This is a genomic window from Pseudomonas sp. B611 (assembly GCF_055407965.1).
This window is the reverse complement of sequence record NZ_JBUZST010000004.1, coordinates 255739-273770: the sequence shown is the minus strand read 5'-3', so window position 1 is coordinate 273770 and position 18032 is coordinate 255739. Positions and strand designations below refer to the sequence as shown.

General features: G+C 62.6%; 11 protein-coding genes. 8 read left to right on the top strand and 3 right to left on the bottom strand.

Annotated elements, in window-relative coordinates:
* Positions 1–55 precede the first annotated feature (55 nt).
* From ACZRMO_RS11950 to aceE, 3 genes are all read right to left on the bottom strand, one after another.
* Positions 56–2749, bottom strand: coding sequence for a putative bifunctional diguanylate cyclase/phosphodiesterase (locus tag ACZRMO_RS11950; RefSeq protein ID WP_463972987.1), 2694 nt, complete (start codon positions 2747–2749; stop codon positions 56–58).
* A 385-nt stretch (positions 2750–3134) separates the two neighbouring features.
* Complete coding sequence (gene aceF / locus ACZRMO_RS11945; RefSeq protein WP_463972986.1) at positions 3135–4775, bottom strand: dihydrolipoyllysine-residue acetyltransferase; 1641 nt, start codon at positions 4773–4775, stop codon at positions 3135–3137.
* An 11-nt stretch (positions 4776–4786) separates the two neighbouring features.
* Positions 4787–7432, bottom strand: a complete 2646-nt coding sequence (gene aceE / locus ACZRMO_RS11940; protein ID WP_463972985.1) for a pyruvate dehydrogenase (acetyl-transferring), homodimeric type — start codon at positions 7430–7432, stop codon at positions 4787–4789.
* 383 nt (positions 7433–7815) lie between these two features.
* Between aceE and glnE the strand changes: the two genes are divergently transcribed.
* From glnE to ACZRMO_RS11900, 8 genes are all read left to right on the top strand, one after another.
* Positions 7816–10755 (top strand): bifunctional [glutamate--ammonia ligase]-adenylyl-L-tyrosine phosphorylase/[glutamate--ammonia-ligase] adenylyltransferase, encoded by a 2940-nt coding sequence (gene glnE, locus ACZRMO_RS11935; protein WP_463972984.1) that lies wholly within the window; start codon positions 7816–7818, stop codon positions 10753–10755.
* 197 nt (positions 10756–10952) lie between these two features.
* Positions 10953–11987 carry a lipopolysaccharide heptosyltransferase II gene (gene waaF, locus ACZRMO_RS11930; protein WP_463972983.1) on the top strand — a complete coding sequence of 345 codons (1035 nt, stop codon included), beginning with the start codon at positions 10953–10955 and terminating at the stop codon, positions 11985–11987.
* A 1-nt stretch (position 11988) separates the two neighbouring features.
* Positions 11989–13050 (top strand): lipopolysaccharide heptosyltransferase I, encoded by a 1062-nt coding sequence (gene waaC / locus ACZRMO_RS11925; protein ID WP_463972982.1) that lies wholly within the window; start codon positions 11989–11991, stop codon positions 13048–13050.
* Positions 13050–14174 carry a glycosyltransferase family 4 protein gene (locus tag ACZRMO_RS11920; RefSeq protein ID WP_463972981.1) on the top strand — a complete coding sequence of 375 codons (1125 nt, stop codon included), beginning with the start codon at positions 13050–13052 and terminating at the stop codon, positions 14172–14174. Before waaC ends, ACZRMO_RS11920 begins: the two co-directional genes overlap by 1 nt.
* Complete coding sequence (rfaP, locus tag ACZRMO_RS11915) at positions 14171–14977, top strand: lipopolysaccharide core heptose(I) kinase RfaP (RefSeq protein WP_124525505.1); 807 nt, start codon at positions 14171–14173, stop codon at positions 14975–14977. The genes ACZRMO_RS11920 and rfaP overlap by 4 nt, the downstream gene beginning before the upstream one ends.
* Positions 14977–15711, top strand: coding sequence for a lipopolysaccharide kinase InaA family protein (locus tag ACZRMO_RS11910; RefSeq protein WP_124525506.1), 735 nt, complete (start codon positions 14977–14979; stop codon positions 15709–15711). Before rfaP ends, ACZRMO_RS11910 begins: the two co-directional genes overlap by 1 nt.
* Positions 15708–16460 carry a lipopolysaccharide kinase InaA family protein gene (locus tag ACZRMO_RS11905; protein ID WP_463972980.1) on the top strand — a complete coding sequence of 251 codons (753 nt, stop codon included), beginning with the start codon at positions 15708–15710 and terminating at the stop codon, positions 16458–16460. Before ACZRMO_RS11910 ends, ACZRMO_RS11905 begins: the two co-directional genes overlap by 4 nt.
* A complete protein-coding gene (locus tag ACZRMO_RS11900) occupies positions 16460–17899 on the top strand; it encodes a lipopolysaccharide kinase InaA family protein (RefSeq protein ID WP_463972979.1) in 1440 nt (479 codons plus the stop codon). The genes ACZRMO_RS11905 and ACZRMO_RS11900 overlap by 1 nt, the downstream gene beginning before the upstream one ends.
* Positions 17900–18032 lie beyond the last annotated feature (133 nt).

Sequence of the window (18032 nt, the reverse complement as noted above, 5' to 3'; positions counted from 1 at the left end):
GTTGAGTTAGCGGTAAAAGGTCAGACAGCCAGTGTGCCCGAGTGTTACCACGCTGTCAGGCGACAGGTCCGCGTGGATAGCGCTTGAGCATAGCAAACAGCTCTGCGCCGGGGATTGGCCGGTCGAACAGGTAGCCCTGGCCGACGTCACAGCGATGCCGGCGCAGGAACGCCAGCTGTTCAGCGGTCTCGATGCCTTCGGCCACGACCTTGAGCTTGAGGTTGTGGGCCATGGCGATCACCGCCGAGGTAATTTCCATATCGTCCTGGTTGTCCGGGATTTCATGGATGAAGCTGCGATCGATCTTGATGATGTCGATCGGGAATTTTTTCAAGTAGCTCAGCGACGAATAGCCGGTGCCGAAGTCGTCCATGGCGAGGGTCAGGCCAAAGCTTTTCAGCTGGTCCAGTTGCAGGCGTGTGTCCTCGGTGGCTTCCAGCAGCAAGCCTTCGGTCAGCTCCAGCTCCAGCAGGTTGGCCGGCAGTTGTTCTTCCTTGAGGATGGTGGCAATCGAGGCCACCAGGTCTGGGTCGGAGAACTGCTTGGGCGACAGGTTGATCGCCACTTGCAAGTTGCCCATGCCGGCGGCGCTCAGTTGCTTGCTCATGCGGCAGGCCTGGCGCGCGATCCACTTGCCGATGGGGATGATCAAGCCGGTCTCTTCCGCCACGCTGATGAACTGGTCGGGGCGGATCATGCCTTTTTCCGGATGGTTCCAGCGCAGCAGCGCTTCCATGCCCAGCAAGCGGCCGCTGCGCAGGCACAGCTTGGGCTGGTAGAACACGTCCAGCTCGTTCTGGGTCAGGGCGCGGCGCAGGTTGTTTTCCACGAACAGCTTGTAACTGGCTTCGGCGTTGAGCGCTTCGGTGAACACTTGCACCTGGTGCTTGCCGTTGGCCTTGGCCTTGTGCAGGGCCAGGCCGGCGTTGCGCATCAGGGTTTGCGGGTCACGGCCGTGCAAGGGCGCGCAGGCCAGGCCCACGGAGCCGGTAACGCTGATCAATTGGTTGTCGACGAACATCGGCTTGTCGAGGGTCGCCAACAGCTGGCTGGCGACTTGCTGGCCGGTTTCCAGGTCGGTGTCGTCGAGCAGCACGGCGAACTCGTTACTGGCGAACCGCGCCAGGCTGCCGCCGGTGCTCAGGCTGTTGCGCAGGCGTCGGGCCAGGCTGATCAGCAGTTTGTCGCCGGTCTGGTGGCCGAGGCTGTCGTTGATCCGCTTGAAGTTGTCGATGTCCACCAGCAGCAGGCTGATCGGGCTGTCGCTGTCGCGGGCAAACCGTTCGTCGAGATTGCGGATAAACGCCGGGCGGTTGCCCAGGTTCGTCAGGTTGTCGGTGTAGGCCAGGCGCTCGATGCGCTGCTGGGCCAGCTTGGTCTGGGTGATGTCTTCGTAGATGCCGATGTAGTGCGTCAGCTCACGGTTGTCGCCGTACACCTTGGAGATCGACAGCTGGCCCCAGTAGGGTTCGAGGTTTTTGCGCCGGCTCTTGAATTCGCCCTGCCAGCTGTTGCTCTTGGCCAGGCTGGAGGGCGCGTCGAACAGCAGCTCGCTGAGGTTCTCCAGCGCCGGCAGTTGCGCCAGGCGGTGGCCATGGACTTCTTCGGCGCTGTACTGGGTGATCGCGGTAAAGCTCGGGTTGACGTACTCCACCACGCCGTCGCAATTGACCAGCAGAAAGGCGTTGGCGCTTTGCTCCACCGCACGCTGGAACAGGTGCAGCGCGCTGGTGGCGGTGCGCCGGTTGTGGTTGTTGATGACTTGCGCGAACTGGTCCGCCAGCTCGCCGGCAAAGGCGATCTCATCGGCCTGCCAGATACGCGGGCTGCGGCCTTGCTCCAGGCAGAGCACGCCGACCACCTGGCCATCCACACGAATGCTGGCGTCGAGCAGGGCCTGGATGTCCTTGGCGCGCAGCTCCTCGGCCAGCTCGCGGGTGCGCGGGTCGCGCAGGGCGTTGGTGGCGTCGATGGCGCGGCTGCTGTGCAGGGCTTCCAGGTAATCCGGGAAGCAACTGGCATCGATGGGTTCGGGCAGGTAGTGCTGCTGGTCGGCGCGCAGGTAGGCGGCAATCGGCACCAGGCGCTGGTCTTCGAGGTGCCAGATGCGCGCGCTGTCGACCTGGTAGATTTCGCAGGCGCTGCGGGTGATCAGCTCGGCCGCTTCCTGCAGCGAATTGTTCGCGGTGTAGCGCTGGCGGGCCAGCAGCAGGATCAGCTCCTGTTGGGCGCGCACACGTTCCAGGTGTTGCAATTGTTCTTGCTGCGCGCGCTGGTTGAGCTCCAGGGCGATCTGCAGGCGGCTGTTCTGGCTTTCCAGGTCGGCCGTCGGGGCCGTCGTGGGGACTTCGCTGAACAGGCCGTCCACCACCATCAGGTAGCCGCGTAGCAAGTGGCGATTGTGTTGTTTGTAGGCTTCGCCCATTTCCAGCAGGCTCAGCGGGCCGTCGCTGGTGTGCAGGGTGTAGCGCACCAGGTAATGGGGGCTGTGGCTCAGTTGTTGCTGGATCGCATCATGCAGCTGATAGCGCGCTTGGGGCTCCATCAGGCTGGCGTAGGGGGTGCCGAGCAGGGCACACAGCTCGACCGCCGGCAGACCGAATTGGCGTTCGCAATTGGGGTCGAGGTAGAGCAGGGCCCAGCTTGCCTCATTCAGCCGCTCGAAACGCAGCATACCGAGGCGCGAAGGCACCGGTAATTGCGTCACTACCTCGGCCGCCATACGGGCGACATCGGGTTGGCTTTTCATGGGGGAAACTCGCTTGGGAAAATGCGCACGGCGCTGGGCTCACGCCCTCTTTTCTGTCGCCTGCGGCAAGGTTGCATCATGCAGCACGCACTGACAAGAGAGGATGAAGGCTAAGTGCTATAAGGGGGTTATCGGCCGCGCGAGGGATTTCTGAAATGGCGGTGATGGAAGGTGTACAAACCTGTTTTGTCTGTCCAGTTATCCAGGCAAAAAAACCGCATAACAGGGGACGCGGAGCGTCCGGGGCGGCGTTACCACGCGGAGCGTGGGAACGATCAAACAGGCAAAAAAAGCCCCGCCAAGTGGCGGGGTTGAGGTACGAGCGTGTGGCGCTCGGAAATCGGTGCAACCAGGCCTCCCCGATGAAAGGGAGGCCCGTTGAGGCTTACAGCAGAATGGTGCGGATGTCGCCGAGCAGTTGGCCCAGGCGCTGCGTGAAGCGTGCAGCCGCGGCGCCGTTGATCACACGGTGATCGTAGGACAGCGACAGCGGCAGCATCAGCTTCGGCTGGAACGCTTTACCGTCCCACACTGGCTGGATAGTTGCCTTGGACACACCCAGGATCGCCACTTCCGGCGCGTTGACGATTGGCGTGAAGCCAGTACCGCCAATGTGCCCGAGGCTGGAGATGGTGAAGCACGCGCCCTGCATGTCGTCCGGTGTGAGCTTCTTGTCGCGGGCCTTGGCAGCCAGCGCAGCAGCCTCGGCAGCGAGTTGCAGCAGGCTTTTCTGGTCGACGTTCTTGATGACCGGTACCAGCAGGCCATCCGGCGTATCGACCGCGAAGCCGATGTTCACGTACTTCTTGCGGATGATCGCCTTGCCGCTTGGTGCCAGCGAAGCGTTGAAGTCCGGCAGTTCCTTGAGCAGGTGCGCGCACGCCTTGAGCAGCAGCGGCAGCACGGTCAGTTTCACGCCGGCCTTCTCGGCCACGGCTTTCTGCGCAACGCGGAAAGCTTCCAGGTCAGTGATGTCGGCCTGGTCGAACTGGGTCACGTGCGGGATGTTCAGGTAGCTGGCGTGCAGGCCGGCCGCGCCGATTTGCATCAGGCGGGTCATCGGCACTTCTTCGATCTCGCCGAAGCGGCTGAAGTCCACGGTGCGGATCGGTGGAATGCCCGAACCGCCAGTAGCGCCGCCGGCAGCCGGAGCTTCCTTGGCTTTGTGCATCATCGCCTTGACGTAAACCTGCACGTCTTCCTTCAGCACACGGCCGTGGGGGCCGGTGGCCGCGACGGCGTTCAGCTCAACGCCGAACTCGCGAGCCAGCTGACGCACGGCAGGGCCGGCGTGAACCTTGGCACCGCTTGGCGCAGGTGCAGCAGCAACCGGCGCCGGAGCGGCCTCGGCTTTTGCAGCAGGCGCAGGTGCGGCGGCAGGTGCAGCTTCAGCCTTGGCAGCCGGAGCCGCCGCAGGTGCTGGAGCAGCAGCAGGCGCAGCGCCTTGTACTTTGAGCTTGAGGATGAAATCTCCAGTGCCGACTTCGTCTTCCAGCTTGACCGCGATGCTTTCCACGACGCCGGCAGCCGGCGAAGGGATTTCCATGGAGGCCTTGTCGGACTCCAGGGTGATCAGCGACTGGTCGGCTTCGACGGTGTCGCCGACTTTAACCAGCAGCTCGATGATCTTGGCCTTGCCCGACGAACCGATGTCCGGCACGTGGATGTCCTGCACCGAAGCGGCGGCAGGAGCAGCAGCCGGGGCCGCAGGGGCCTCGGCTGGCTTCTCGGCAGGCGCCGGTGCAGCAGCGGCAGCCGGAGCGGCCGCAGGTGCAGGGGCCGCAGCAGCGGCACCTTCGATTTCCAGTTCCAGCAGTTCGTCGCCTTCTTTCAGGCGGTCGCCCAGCTTCACTTTCAGGCTTTTGACCACGCCGGCCTTGGGAGCAGGGATTTCCATGCTCGCCTTGTCCGATTCCAGGGTCAGGATGCTCTGGTCGGCTTCGACAGTGTCGCCGACCTTCACAAACAGCTCGATTACTTCACCTTCACCGCTGCCGATGTCAGGTACGCGAATGAGTTCGCTCACAAAAAGTCTCCTCAGCAGTCCAGTGGGTTGCGTTTGTCCGGGTTGATACCGAACTTGACGATAGCGTCTGCTACCACCTTGGGTTCGATTTCACCGCGGTCAGCCAAGGCTTCCAGGGCTGCCAACACCACGAAGTGACGGTCGACTTCGAAGAAGTGACGCAGCTTCTTGCGGCTGTCACTGCGGCCGAAACCGTCGGTGCCCAGGACTTTGAATTCCTTGGACGGGACCCACTGGCGAATTTGTTCGGCGAACAGCTTCATGTAGTCGGTAGAGGCAATGACTGGACCCTTACGGCCGGCCAGGCACTCTTCGACGTAGCTCTTCGCTGGTTTTTGACCAGGCTTGAGGCGGTTGCTGCGCTCTACGGCCAGGCCGTCGCGACGCAGTTCGTTGAAGCTGGTGACGCTCCACACGTCGGCGCCGACGTTGAACTCTTCACGCAGGATCTTCGCCGCTTCACGCACTTCGCGCAGGATGGTGCCGGAGCCCATCAGCTGTACGTGGTGCGCTGCTTCCTTGGTGTCTTCTTCGAGCAGGTACATGCCCTTGATGATGCCTTCTTCCACGCCAGCCGGCATTGCAGGCTGCTGGTAGGACTCGTTCATCACGGTGATGTAGTAGAAAACGTCCTGCTGCTCTTCGGTCATCTTCTTCATGCCGTCCTGGATGATCACCGCCAGCTCATAGCCGTAGGTTGGATCAAAGGTGCGGCAGTTCGGGATGGTGGCAGCCAGGATGTGGCTGTGACCGTCTTCGTGTTGCAGGCCTTCGCCGTTCAGGGTGGTCCGGCCAGCGGTACCGCCGATCAGGAAGCCACGGGTACGGCTGTCGCCTGCTGCCCAAGCCAGGTCGCCAATACGCTGGAAGCCGAACATCGAGTAGAAGATGTAGAACGGCAGCATCGGCTGGTTGTGGCTGGAGTACGAAGTACCGGCAGCGATGAAGGAGCTCATGGCGCCCGCTTCGTTGATGCCTTCTTCGAGGATCTGGCCCTTCTTGTCTTCCTTGTAGAACATCACCTGGTCTTTATCGACTGGCTCGTAGAGCTGGCCGACGGAGGAGTAGATGCCCAACTGACGGAACATGCCTTCCATACCGAAGGTACGGGCTTCGTCCGGGATGATCGGAACGATGCGCGGGCCGATGTCCTTGTCCTTGACCAGCTGCGCCAAAATACGCACGAAAGCCATGGTGGTGGAGATTTCACGGTCGCCCGAGCCGTCCAGGATCGCCTTGAGGGTGCTCAAGTCCGGGGTCGGTACGCTGAAGCTGTTGGCGCGGCGCTGTGGCACGAAACCGCCCAGTGCAGTGCGGCGCTCGCTCAGGTAGCGGGCTTCGGCGCTGTTTGGCTCTGGCTTGAAGAACGGCAGGTCTTCCAGCTCTTCGTCTTTTACCGGGATGTCGAAGCGGTCGCGGAACAACTTCAGGCTTTCAACATCAACTTTCTTGGTGTTGTGCGCAGTGTTCTTCGCTTCGCCGGCGCCGGTGCCATAACCCTTGATGGTCTTGGCCAGGATGACGGTCGGTTGTTCTTTGTGGTTGACCGCTTCGTGGTACGCCGCGTAGACCTTGTACGGGTCGTGGCCGCCACGGTTGAGTTTCCAGATCTCGTCGTCGGACAGGTCTGCAACCATCGCCTTGAGTTCTGGCGTGTTGAAGAAGTGTTCACGGACGAACGCGCCGTCTTTGGCTTTGTAGTTCTGGTACTCGCCGTCGATGACTTCGTCCATGCGACGTTGCAGGATACCGTCGACGTCCTTGGCCAGCAGTGGGTCCCAGAAACGGCCCCAGATGACTTTGGTCACGTTCCACTGAGCACCACGGAACACGCCTTCGAGTTCCTGGATGATCTTGCCGTTGCCGCGAACCGGGCCGTCGAGGCGCTGCAGGTTGCAGTTGATGACGAAGATCAGGTTGTCCAGCTTCTCGCGGCCAGCCAGGGAGATGGCACCCAGGGATTCCGGCTCGTCACACTCGCCGTCGCCCAGGAAGCACCAGACTTTCTGCTTGCCTTCAGGGATGAAGCCACGGGCTTCCAGGTACTTCATGAAACGTGCCTGGTAGATCGCCTGGATCGGACCCAGACCCATGGAAACGGTCGGGAACTGCCAGAAATCAGGCATCAGCCAAGGGTGCGGGTAGGACGACAGGCCCTGACCGTCCACTTCCTGGCGGAAGTTGTTCATTTGTTCTTCGCTGATGCGACCTTCCATGAACGCGCGGGCATAGACGCCTGGCGAGGTGTGGCCCTGGAAGTAGATCAGGTCGCCGCCGTGTTCGTCGGTCGGGGCCTGGAAGAAGTAGTTGAAGCCGATGTCATACAGGGTTGCGCTGGAAGCGAAGCTGGAGATGTGACCGCCCAGGTCCGAATCTTTCAGATTCGTGCGCATTACCATCGCCATGGCGTTCCAACGTACCAGCGAGCGAATGCGGCGTTCCATGAACAGGTCGCCAGGCATGCGTGCTTCGTGGGTAACGGGGATGGTGTTGCGGTATGGCGTGGTGATGGCGTAAGGCAACTGCGAGCCGCTGCGGGTCGCGAGTTCGCCCATACGGGTCATCAGGTAGTGAGCACGGTCTTCGCCTTCTTTGTCGAGAACCGATTCCAGGGCGTCCAGCCATTCCTGGGTTTCGACGGGATCGAGGTCTTGCATGGCTTGCTCCAGGGCGGAAAGGCTACCAGAATCGGTTGCCTGAAGTTTGCGACTGGCCTTGTGGGCAGACGACATAAATTCTTGGATGGCCGAAGGTTGCTTCGGCGTCCTGTAGTTTTACTACAAATCGTCGGCCATTTCAGCCTTTCGAATGTATATACGAGTAGTAAAACTACACAAGACTGAGCGTATGGCTCGGTCTGGCTGGTGAGCATAATCGTTAATGTTGATCTTTTGCAGACAAGAAAAGGTAGAAGTTTAATGTTGCCTGCCAATAAGTACGAATTTTCAGCTATTTATAACCTTTGTTCGACAGTTCATCGCCGCGCCGGGTTCTTGCAGTCATCACAACAAGCCAAATACGCGCCGATCAAGGATAGACCATGAGCCTTCCAACGCTGGCCAAACTACCGGCCATCCTCCTGCCTTACGCCAGCCGGGCCGAGCAGTCATTTCGTGACGCCGTAGCCACGCTGGGCGACGATCATGGCCTTTCTGCGTGGTCGCCGCAACGGTGGGCCGACTTCGCCCGCGTGTGTGCGGCCAGCGATTTCGTCATTCAACAGAGTGTTCGTGACCCTTTGATGTTGCTGGAGCTGGTGGCCTGGGGCGAGCTGGACCGGGGTTTCGCCCCCGGCGAGCTGTGCGGGCAGATTGCTGGCGCGGTGCAACAGGTCGAAACAGAAGATGAGCTGGGCCGTGTGCTGCGACGCCAGCGCACCCGCCAGCAAGTGCGCATTATCTGGCGTGACCTGACCCGCCAGGCCGACCTGGTGCAAACCTGCCGCGACCTGTCCGACATGGCCGACGCCAGCATCGACCAGGCTTACCAGTGGCTGTACCAGCGCCACTGCGCCCAGTTCGGCACGCCCACCGGCCGGCGCAGCGGCGAGCCGCAGCAGATGGTCATCCTCGGCATGGGCAAGCTCGGCGCGGTGGAGCTGAACCTGTCGTCGGATATCGACCTGATCTTCGCCTACCCCGAAGGTGGCGAAACCGTGGGGGTGAAGCGCCCTCTGGATAACCAGGAGTTTTTCATTCGTCTTGGTCAAAAATTGATCAAGGCCCTCGATCCCATGACCGTCGATGGTTTTGTGTTCCGCGTCGATATGCGCCTGCGGCCTTACGGTTCGTCCGGCTCGCTGGTGCTCAGCTTCAATGCGCTGGAACAGTATTACCAGGACCAGGGTCGCGACTGGGAACGCTACGCCATGATCAAGGCGCGGGTGGTCGCGGGTGACCAGGTCGCCGGTGCGCAACTGCTCGACATGCTGCGCCCGTTTGTCTACCGCCGTTACCTGGACTTCTCCGCCATCGAAGCGCTGCGCACCATGAAGCAGTTGATCCAGCAGGAAGTGCGGCGCAAAGGCATGGCCGACAATATCAAGCTGGGTTCAGGCGGCATCCGCGAGGTGGAATTTATCGCCCAGGCGTTCCAGTTGATCCACGGCGGTCGCGACCTCAGCCTGCAACAACGTCCGTTGCTCAAGGTGCTCGGCACCCTGGAAGGGCAGGGCTACTTGCCACCGGCGGTGATCGCCGAGTTGCGCGATGGCTACGAATTCCTGCGTTACACCGAACATGCCATCCAGGCGATTGCCGACCGCCAGACGCAAATGCTCCCGGACACCCCGGAAGACCAGGCACGCATTGCCTTTATGCTGGGCTTTGATGACTGGGCTGCGTTCCACGAGCGCTTGATGTACTGGCGCGGCCGGGTGGATTGGCACTTCCGCCAGGTTATCGCCGACCCAGATGAAGAAGAGGGCGAAGAAAGCGAATTGGTCGTGGGTGGCGAGTGGTTGCCGCTGTGGGAAGAATCCCAAGATGAAGAGGCCGCCTGTCGGCAGCTGGCCGAAGGCGGTTTCAGTGATGCCGCCAAGGCCCTGAAAGCCCTCGCGGGCCTACGCAACAGCCCGCAATTGCGCGCCATGCAGCGCCTCGGTCGCGAGCGCCTGGATGCGTTTATCCCGCGCCTGTTGGCCCAGGCGGTCGAACACGCCAATCCGGACCTGGTCCTGGAGCGTGTATTGCCGCTGGTGGAGGCTGTCGCGCGGCGTTCCGCTTATCTGGTGCTGCTCACGGAAAACCCCGACGCCCTGCGTCGCCTGTTGACCCTGTGCGCCGCCAGCCCGTGGATCGCCGAGCAAATCACCCGCTTCCCGTTGCTGCTCGATGAATTGCTCAACGAAGGCCGCCTGTTCAAGCCGCCCCTGGCGCCGGAACTCGCCGCCGAACTGCGCGAGCGCCTCACGCGCATCCCAGAGGACGACCTTGAGCAGCAGATGGAAGCCCTGCGCCACTTCAAACTGGCTCACCGCCTGCGCGTCGCCGCCTCGGAAATCGCCGGCAGCCTGCCGTTGATGAAAGTCAGCGATTACCTGACCTGGCTCGCCGAAGCCATCCTTGAACAAGTGCTGGCCCTGGCCTGGCGCCAGACCGTGGCCCGCCATGGCTCGCCGCAGCGCGTGGACGGCACCCTGTGCGATCCTGGGTTCATCATTGTCGGTTATGGCAAAGTCGGCGGCATCGAACTGGGGCATGGTTCGGACCTGGACCTGGTGTTTATCCACGACGGCGACCCGCAGGCCGAGACCGACGGCGCCAAGCCGATTGATGGCGCGCAGTTCTTCACGCGCTTGGGCCAGCGCATCATTCACCTGCTGACCACCCAGACCAACTCCGGGCAGTTATATGAAGTGGACATGCGCCTGCGACCTTCCGGCGCATCCGGGCTGTTGGTCAGTTCGCTGGGGGCCTTCGAGCGCTATCAGGAAAATGAAGCCTGGACCTGGGAGCATCAGGCCCTGATCCGCGCGCGGGTGTTGGTGGGCAGCCAGGATGTGGGCCATGCGTTCGAACAGGTACGGGCCAAAGTGCTCGGGCGTGATCGCGACCTGGCCACGCTGCGCCAGGAGGTCAGCGAGATGCGCGCCAAGATGCGTGACAACCTCGGCACCAAGGGCACGACGGCCGGCACCGGCGCCAATGCCTTCGAAGCCACGGTGCTGTTCGACCTCAAGCAGGACGCCGGAGGTATCGTCGATATTGAATTTATGGTGCAATACGCGGCTTTGGCGTGGTCTGCGCAACATCCATCGTTGCTGCGCTACACCGACAATATCCGCATTCTGGAAGGCCTGGAGCAGGTGGGCTTGATGCCCGCGGCCGATGCCCATCTGCTGCGCGAGGTGTATAAGGCCTACCGTTCCGCCGCGCACCGCCAGGCCTTGCAAAACGAGGCCGGCACAGTGACCGGGGATCAGTTCGCCGACGAACGGCGCCAGGTGATGCGAATCTGGAAAGAACTGGGGTTAAGCTGATTAATCGAGTGACGCCAATCTAATGTGGAAATCGGCTTTATGTGGGAGCGGGCTTGCTCGCGAAGCAGGCGCTGCGGTCTGTCTGCCAGACCGCGGTGATGCTTTCGCGAGAGAGACCGCTCCCACAAAAAGCGCGATCTACAGTAATTATCGAGGCGGGGAGGCATAAGCCTCCCCGCATCGTTTGTGGAAACTACATGAATATTCTGATCGTTGGGCCCAGTTGGGTCGGTGACATGGTGATGGCGCAGACACTGTTCCAGTGCCTGAAACAACGTCATCCCGACTGCCAGATCGACGTGCTCGCCCCTGAGTGGAGCCGCCCGATCCTCGAACGCATGCCCGAAGTGCGCGCGGCCTTGAGCTTTCCGCTCGGTCACGGCGCCCTGGAGCTGGCGACCCGTCGGCGCATCGGCAAATCCCTGGCCGGCAGGTATGACCAGGCCATCCTGCTGCCCAACTCGCTGAAGTCGGCGCTGGTGCCGTATTTTGCAGGTATCCCCAAGCGCACCGGCTGGCGTGGCGAGTTCCGCTACGTGCTGCTCAATGACGTGCGCACGCTGGACAAGGCCCGTTACCCGCTGATGATCGAACGCTTCATGGCCCTGGCGTATGAGCCGGGGGCCGAGTTGCCCAAGCCGTATCCGCGCCCGAGCCTGCAGATCGACCCGGTGAGCCGCGATGCCGCCCTGGCCAAGTTCGGCCTGAGCCTGGATCGCCCGGTCCTGGCCCTGTGCCCTGGCGCCGAGTTTGGCGAGTCCAAGCGCTGGCCGTCGGAGCATTACGCCAAGGTCGCCGAGATGAAAATCCGCGAAGGCTGGCAGGTGTGGCTGTTTGGTTCGAAGAAGGATCACCCGGTGGGCGAAGACATTCGCCAGCGCCTGATCCCCGGCCTGCGCGAAGAGGCGGTGAACCTCAGTGGCGACACGTCCCTGGCCGAGGCCATCGACCTGTTGTCCTGCGCCGATTCGGTGGTGTCCAACGACTCTGGCCTGATGCACGTCGCGGCGGCGCTGAACCGCCCGTTGGTGGCGGTGTACGGCTCCACGTCGCCGGGTTTCACTCCGCCGCTGGCCGACAAGGTCGAAGTGGTGCGCCTGGGCCTGGAATGCAGCCCGTGTTTTGATCGTACTTGCCGTTTCGGCCACTACAACTGCATGCGCCAGTTGCTGCCGCAGCCGGTCAACGAAGCCTTGCAGCGGTTGCAAGGCTCTGTGGTCGAGGTCCGATAGTTTGCGCGTCCTGGTAATCAAGACCTCATCCCTGGGCGACGTGATCCACGCCTTGCCGGCACTCACTGATGCTGCGCGGGCGATCCCCGGCATTCAATTCGACTGGGTGGTAGAAGAAGGCTTCGCCGAGATTCCCACCTGGCACCCGGCGGTCGACAAGGTGATCCCGGTGGCGATTCGCCGCTGGCGCAAAAACATCTGGCAGACCATCAAGAGTGGCGAGTGGCGGCGCTTCAAGCAGCGTGTCCAAGCGACCAAATATGACCTGGTAATCGACGCCCAAGGCCTGCTGAAAAGCGCCTGGCTGACTCGCTACGTGCGCGCGCCCGTGGCCGGGTTTGACAAAAACTCCGCCCGTGAGCCGATGGCCGCGCGCTTCTACTCCCGCCGCCTGGCCGTGGCCCGTGGCCAACACGCGGTGGAGCGCCTGCGCCAACTGTTTGCCGTGGCCCTCGGCTATGACCTGCCCAAGGGCCTGGGTGACTATGGCCTGAGCGTCGAAAAACTGCTTGGCCTGCCGCCGAAAAAGCCCTTCGTCCTGCTGCTGCACGGCACCACCTGGGACACCAAGCACTGGCCCGAAGCCTACTGGCGCGAGCTGGCCGAGCGCATGGGCCGCCTGGGTGTGGACGTGAAGCTGCCGTGGGGCAACGCCGCTGAAAAAGCCCGCGCCGACCGCCTGGCCCACGGCTTGGCGAACGCCGAAGTGCTGCCCAAGCTGAACCTGGCCGGTGTCGCCCGCGTGCTGGCCGGCGCTCGCGCCTGTGTGGCGGTGGACACCGGCCTCGGTCACCTGGCCGCCGCGCTGGATGTGCCGACCATTTCCCTGTTCGGCCCTACCAACCCGGGCCTGACCGGCGCTTATGGCAAGGGCCAGATTCACCTGGGCAGCGACTTCCCCTGCGCGCCCTGCCTGCAAAAGCAATGTACCTATCAACCGACGGCCGACGACCTGCGTCGGTTCGACCTCAAGCGCGAGTCGCCCCTGTGCTTCACGCGCCTGAACCCTGAGCGTGTGGCCAGCCGACTGAGCACGTTGTTATTGGCTGAGGAGCTGCACTGATGCAACTGGCTTTCGTTTTGTACAAATACTTCCCCTTCGGTGGCTTGCAGCGCGACTTTATGCGCATCGCCCTGGAGTGCCAGCAGCGCGGCCATAAAATCCGCGTGTACACGCTGATCTGGGAAGGCGACATCCCGCCCGGCTTCGAAGTGCTGGTGGCGCCGGTCAAGGCGTTCTTCAACCATCGGCGCAACGAAAAACTCAGCGCCTGGATGGCCGCCGACCTGGCCAAGCGCCCTGTGGACCGCCTGATCGGCTTCAACAAAATGCCGGGCCTGGACGTGTACTACGCCGCCGACGGCTGCTTTGAAGACAAGGCACAAAACCTGCGCCACTCGCTGTACCGCTACTTTGGCCGCTACAAGCACTTCGCCGAGTACGAGCGCGCAGTGTTTGCCAAGGACGCCAAGACCGAAGTCCTGATGATTTCCGAGGTGCAGCAGCCGCTGTTCATCAAGCATTACGACACGCCGCTGGAACGCTTCCACCTGCTGCCGCCGGGCATTGCCCAGGACCGTCGTGCACCGCCGAATGCGGCTGAGATCCGCGAAGGCTTCCGCAAGGAATTCAACCTTGGTGACGACGACCTGCTGCTGGTGCAGATCGGTTCCGGCTTCAAGACCAAGGGCGTCGATCGCAGCCTCAAGGCTGTGGCCGCACTGCCGGCAGAGCTGAAAAAACGCACGCGCCTGTTTGTAATCGGCCAGGACGACCCCAAGGTATTCCAACTGCAAAGCGCCACGCTGGGGCTGGGGGACAACGTGCAGTTCCTCAAGGGCCGCAGCGACATCCCGCGCTTCCTGCTGGGCGCCGACCTGTTGATCCACCCGGCGTACAACGAAAACACCGGCACCGTATTGCTCGAAGCCCTGGTGGCCGGGCTGCCGGTGCTGGTCTCGGCGGTATGTGGTTATGCCCATTACATCGCCGAAGCCGATTGCGGCCTGGTGCTGGATGAGCCGTTCGAACAAGCACAGCTCAACACGTACCTGGCACAAATGCTCAGCGACACTGCACAGCGCGCGGCCTGGGGCCGCAATGGGTTGGCCTTCGCCGAGACGGCCGACCTCTACAGCATGCCGCAGCACGCTGCGGATGTGATTCTGGCGGAGCCGAAACGATGAAGTTGATTCTTGCCGAACCGTTCAAGACGTTGTGGGCCGGGCGTGACGCCTTTGCCGAAGTCGAGAAACTGCAAGGCGAAGTATTCCGTGAGCTGGCGGCGCGGCGCACATTGCGCACCGTGGTTGAGGGTCGTCCGTATTTCGTGAAGATCCACCGTGGCATCGGCTGGGGCGAGATCTTCAAGAACCTGATCACCGCCAAGCTGCCGGTGCTCGGCGCGGGCCTGGAGTGGGCGGCGATCCATCGCCTGCAAGCCCTCGGCGTGCCGACCATGACCGGCGTGGCGTTTGGCGAGAAGGGCAGCAACCCGGCGGACCAGCACTCGTTCATCATCACCGAAGAGCTGGCGCCCACCGTCAGCCTGGAAGACCTGACCGTCAACTGGGTGGCCGAACCGCCGGCACCGGCGCTGCGCCATGCGCTCACCGCCGAGCTGGCGCGCATGGTCGGCGATATGCACCGGGGTGGCGTGAACCATCGCGACTGCTACCTGTGCCACTTCCTGCTGGACACTGCAAAACCCATCGACGCGAAAGACATCAAGCTGTCGGTGATCGACCTGCACCGCGCCCAATTGCGTAACCATCTGCCGCTGCGCTGGCGCGACAAGGACTTGTCCGCGCTGTACTACTCGGCGCTGGAAATCGGCCTGACCCGGCGCGACAAGTTGCGCTTCCTCAAGGGTTACTTCCGCCAGCCGCTGCGCCAGATCCTCGCCGAGCAATCGGCGTCCCTGAGCCTGATGCAGCGCAAGGCCGACAAGCTCTACGCGCGCAAGCAGCGTTACGGGGATGCGATCTGATGGCGGGTTGGAACCTGGAACCGGCCTACGCCAACCTGGCGGATGATTTTGGCAGCCTTGAGGCGGTGTTCGCGCTGCAAGGCGAGCAACTGACCCACGACCCACTGTCGGAAGTGATCCGCGTCGAGCGCGGCGGGGTCAATTATTACGTCAAGCGCTACACCGGCGCCGGCAAGGGCTTGCGCCGTTACCTGGGCAAGCCACGTGTCAAGTCCGAATGGCAGAACCTCAAGCGCTTCGCCAAGTGGGGCATTCCCACCGCCGACGTGATCGCCTGGGGCCTGGAGCGCAACGGCCTGGCGTACGACCGGGGCGCGATGATCACCCGTGAGCTGCCGCGCACTGAAGACCTGTCGGTGCTCGCCGAGCGCGACGATGCACGCCTGCACGATCCCAAGTGGGTCGATGCGGTCAGCCGCCAGCTCGCCGAATACACGCGCACCATGCACGATCACCGCTTCACCCATAACGACTTGAAGTGGCGCAACCTGCTGATCGACGACCAGCAGACCCTGTACCTGATCGATTGCCCGAACGGCGATTTCTGGCGCGGGTTCTGGCTCAAGTACCGCATCACCAAGGACCTGGCCTGCCTCGACAAGGTGGCCAAATATCACCTGTCGGCCACCCAGCGCCTGCGTTTCTACATGCAATACCGCCAGCGGCGTCACCTGAGCGCCTCGGACAAACGGCGGATTCGCCACGTGGTGAAGTTTTTTGAGGGGCGCGAATGACTGACTTCCTGGCGGCTGAAGACCGTGCACTGCTGGAGCGCCACGGCCTGGCCACATTCGATGCGCTGTGGGCCAAGCAACTCGACGCGGTGGACGAACCAAACACCAGCCGTGGCGGCTGGAGCAGCGTGTTTCGCCTGGAACTCGACGGCCATGGCTATTACCTCAAGCGCCAGAGCAACTACCTCACGCGTAGCCTGCACCGGCCGTTTGGCGAGCCGAGTTTCTCCCGCGAATTCCGCAATATCAGCCGTTACCGCAAACTCGGTATCCCGGCGTTGCAGGCGGCGTTCTACGGCGAGCGCAAGGTGGCCGGTGAGCACCGCGCGATGCTGCTGACCCGCGCGCTCGACGGCTGGAATGACCTGGATTCATTGCTCGACGAGTGGCCGCAACTGAGCGATGCCCAGCATGCTGCGATCCTGCTGGCTTGCGGGCAATTGGCGCGTCGACTGCACAGCGTCGGCCAGGTGCACGGCTGTTTTTATCCCAAGCATATTTTCCTGCAGGCCACCGGCGACGGTTACGCCGCGCAGTTGATCGACCTGGAGAAAACCCGCCCGCTGCTGTTCGGCTGGCGTGATCGGGTCAAGGATCTGGAGCCGCTGTTGCGCCGCGCACCACAATGGTCTGATGCGCAGGTGCGCCAACTGTTGGCGGCGTACCTCGACCAACCCGAGGACAGTGCGCTGGTCGCCACGTGGTACCAGCGCCTGAGCGCCCGTCGTAGCCACAAGGAAAACCGTTGATGCGTTTGTCCGAGCTGAAAACTGCCGGCCGTACCCCTGACTTGCCTCTGACCATCGAGCTGGCCGACGCGGCCGGCCCTGGCCAGTTGCAACTGCTCAGCCTGTTGCGCGTGTTGCCGGGCGAGCGCTACGTGGGCGCGGCTGTATGGCGCGGGCGCCCGGTGCTGGCCAAGTTGTTGGTGGGCAGCAAGGCGGCGCGGCATTTTCAGCGTGAACTGAGCGGCGTGCGCCTGCTCGCCGAGCAAGGCCTGACCACGCCGCAGTTGCTGGCCGATGGCTTGCAGGACGGCGAGGGCGGCTGGCTCCTGTTCGACTTTATCGAGGGCGCCGAAAGCCTGGCGGATGCCTGGCAAGCCGTCGAAGGTTTGCCGCCGTTGGCCGACGAACAAACCGCCGTACTCGCCGAAGCGCTGGGCGCGATTGCGCAGATGCACGCCAAGGGCCTGTGGCAGGAAGACCTGCACCTGGACAACCTGCTGCGCCGGGACGGTAAGTTGTATTTGATCGACGGCGCGGGGATTCGCGTCGAAGAGGCGGGCAAGCCGCTGTCGCGTAACCGCGTGCTGGAGAACCTCGGGGTGTTTTTCGCCCAGTTGCCGAAAAACCTCGCACCGTTTACCGAAGAGTTGCTGGTGTACTACCTGCTGAGCAACGGCGAACACGCCTTGCCGCTGGAGGCCCTGGAGAAACAGGTGCGCAGGGTCAGTGCGTGGCGGCTGAAGGACTTCTTGAGCAAGGTTGGCCGCGAATGCACGCTGTTCAGCGTGTTCCGCGGGCCGTTTGCCTTGCGAGCGGTCCGTCGCGAAGAAGAGACTGCGATGCTGCCGGTCTTGGAGCGGGCCGATGCCTTGCTCGACCAGGGCCATCTGTTCAAGACGGGCGGCGCGGCCACGGTGGCCAAGGTCGACGTGGCGGGTCGTCCGCTGGTGATCAAACGCTACAACATCAAGGGCTTCGCCCATTGGCTCAAACGCTTCTGGCGTCCGAGCCGAGCGTGGCATTCCTGGCGCGAAGGCAATCGCCTGGCATTCCTTGGCATCGCCACACCCAAGCCGCTGGCGGTGCTGGAAAAGCGTTTTTTCTGGCTGCGCAGCCGGGCTTACCTGATCACCGAGCACCTGGCTGGGCCGGACATCATCGAGCGTTTTGCGCCTTACGTTGAGCAGGGCGACGCGCCGGAAAACGAACTGCTGGCCCTCGATAACCTGTTCGCCGAGCTGATCCGCGAGCGCATCAGCCATGGCGATTTCAAGGGCCACAACCTGTTTTGGGACAAGGACCGCTGGTCGCTGATCGACCTGGACGCCATGCGCCAACACAGCAGCGATGCGAGCTTCGCCTCGGCGTATGCCAAGGACCGTGCGCGGTTTATGCGTAACTGGTCGCCGGAGAGTGCGTTGTACAAGCTCATCGATCAGCGACTGCCAGCGCAGGTCTGATCGCGGTCGAAAGGTGGGAGCAAATCAATGTGGGGGCTGGCTTGCCTGTGATCTTGATCGTTCCCTCGCTATGCGTGGGAATGCATCCCTGGACGCTCTGCGTCCGCTCTTGAAGGCCTGACGCGGAGCGTCA

What these genes read in the sequence shown, in the direction of transcription:
- ACZRMO_RS11950 (WP_463972987.1), bottom strand. Translation starts at nt 2,749, where the DNA reads ATGAAAAGCCAACCCGATGTCGCCCGTATGGCGGCCGAGGTAGTGACG.
- aceE (WP_463972985.1), bottom strand. Translation starts at nt 7,432, where the DNA reads ATGCAAGACCTCGATCCCGTCGAAACCCAGGAATGGCTGGACGCCCTG.
- glnE (WP_463972984.1), top strand. Translation starts at nt 7,816, where the DNA reads ATGAGCCTTCCAACGCTGGCCAAACTACCGGCCATCCTCCTGCCTTAC.
- waaF (WP_463972983.1), top strand. Translation starts at nt 10,953, where the DNA reads ATGAATATTCTGATCGTTGGGCCCAGTTGGGTCGGTGACATGGTGATG.
- ACZRMO_RS11920 (WP_463972981.1), top strand. Translation starts at nt 13,050, where the DNA reads ATGCAACTGGCTTTCGTTTTGTACAAATACTTCCCCTTCGGTGGCTTG.
- rfaP (WP_124525505.1), top strand. Translation starts at nt 14,171, where the DNA reads ATGAAGTTGATTCTTGCCGAACCGTTCAAGACGTTGTGGGCCGGGCGT.
- ACZRMO_RS11910 (WP_124525506.1), top strand. Translation starts at nt 14,977, where the DNA reads ATGGCGGGTTGGAACCTGGAACCGGCCTACGCCAACCTGGCGGATGAT.
- ACZRMO_RS11905 (WP_463972980.1), top strand. Translation starts at nt 15,708, where the DNA reads ATGACTGACTTCCTGGCGGCTGAAGACCGTGCACTGCTGGAGCGCCAC.
- ACZRMO_RS11900 (WP_463972979.1), top strand. Translation starts at nt 16,460, where the DNA reads ATGCGTTTGTCCGAGCTGAAAACTGCCGGCCGTACCCCTGACTTGCCT.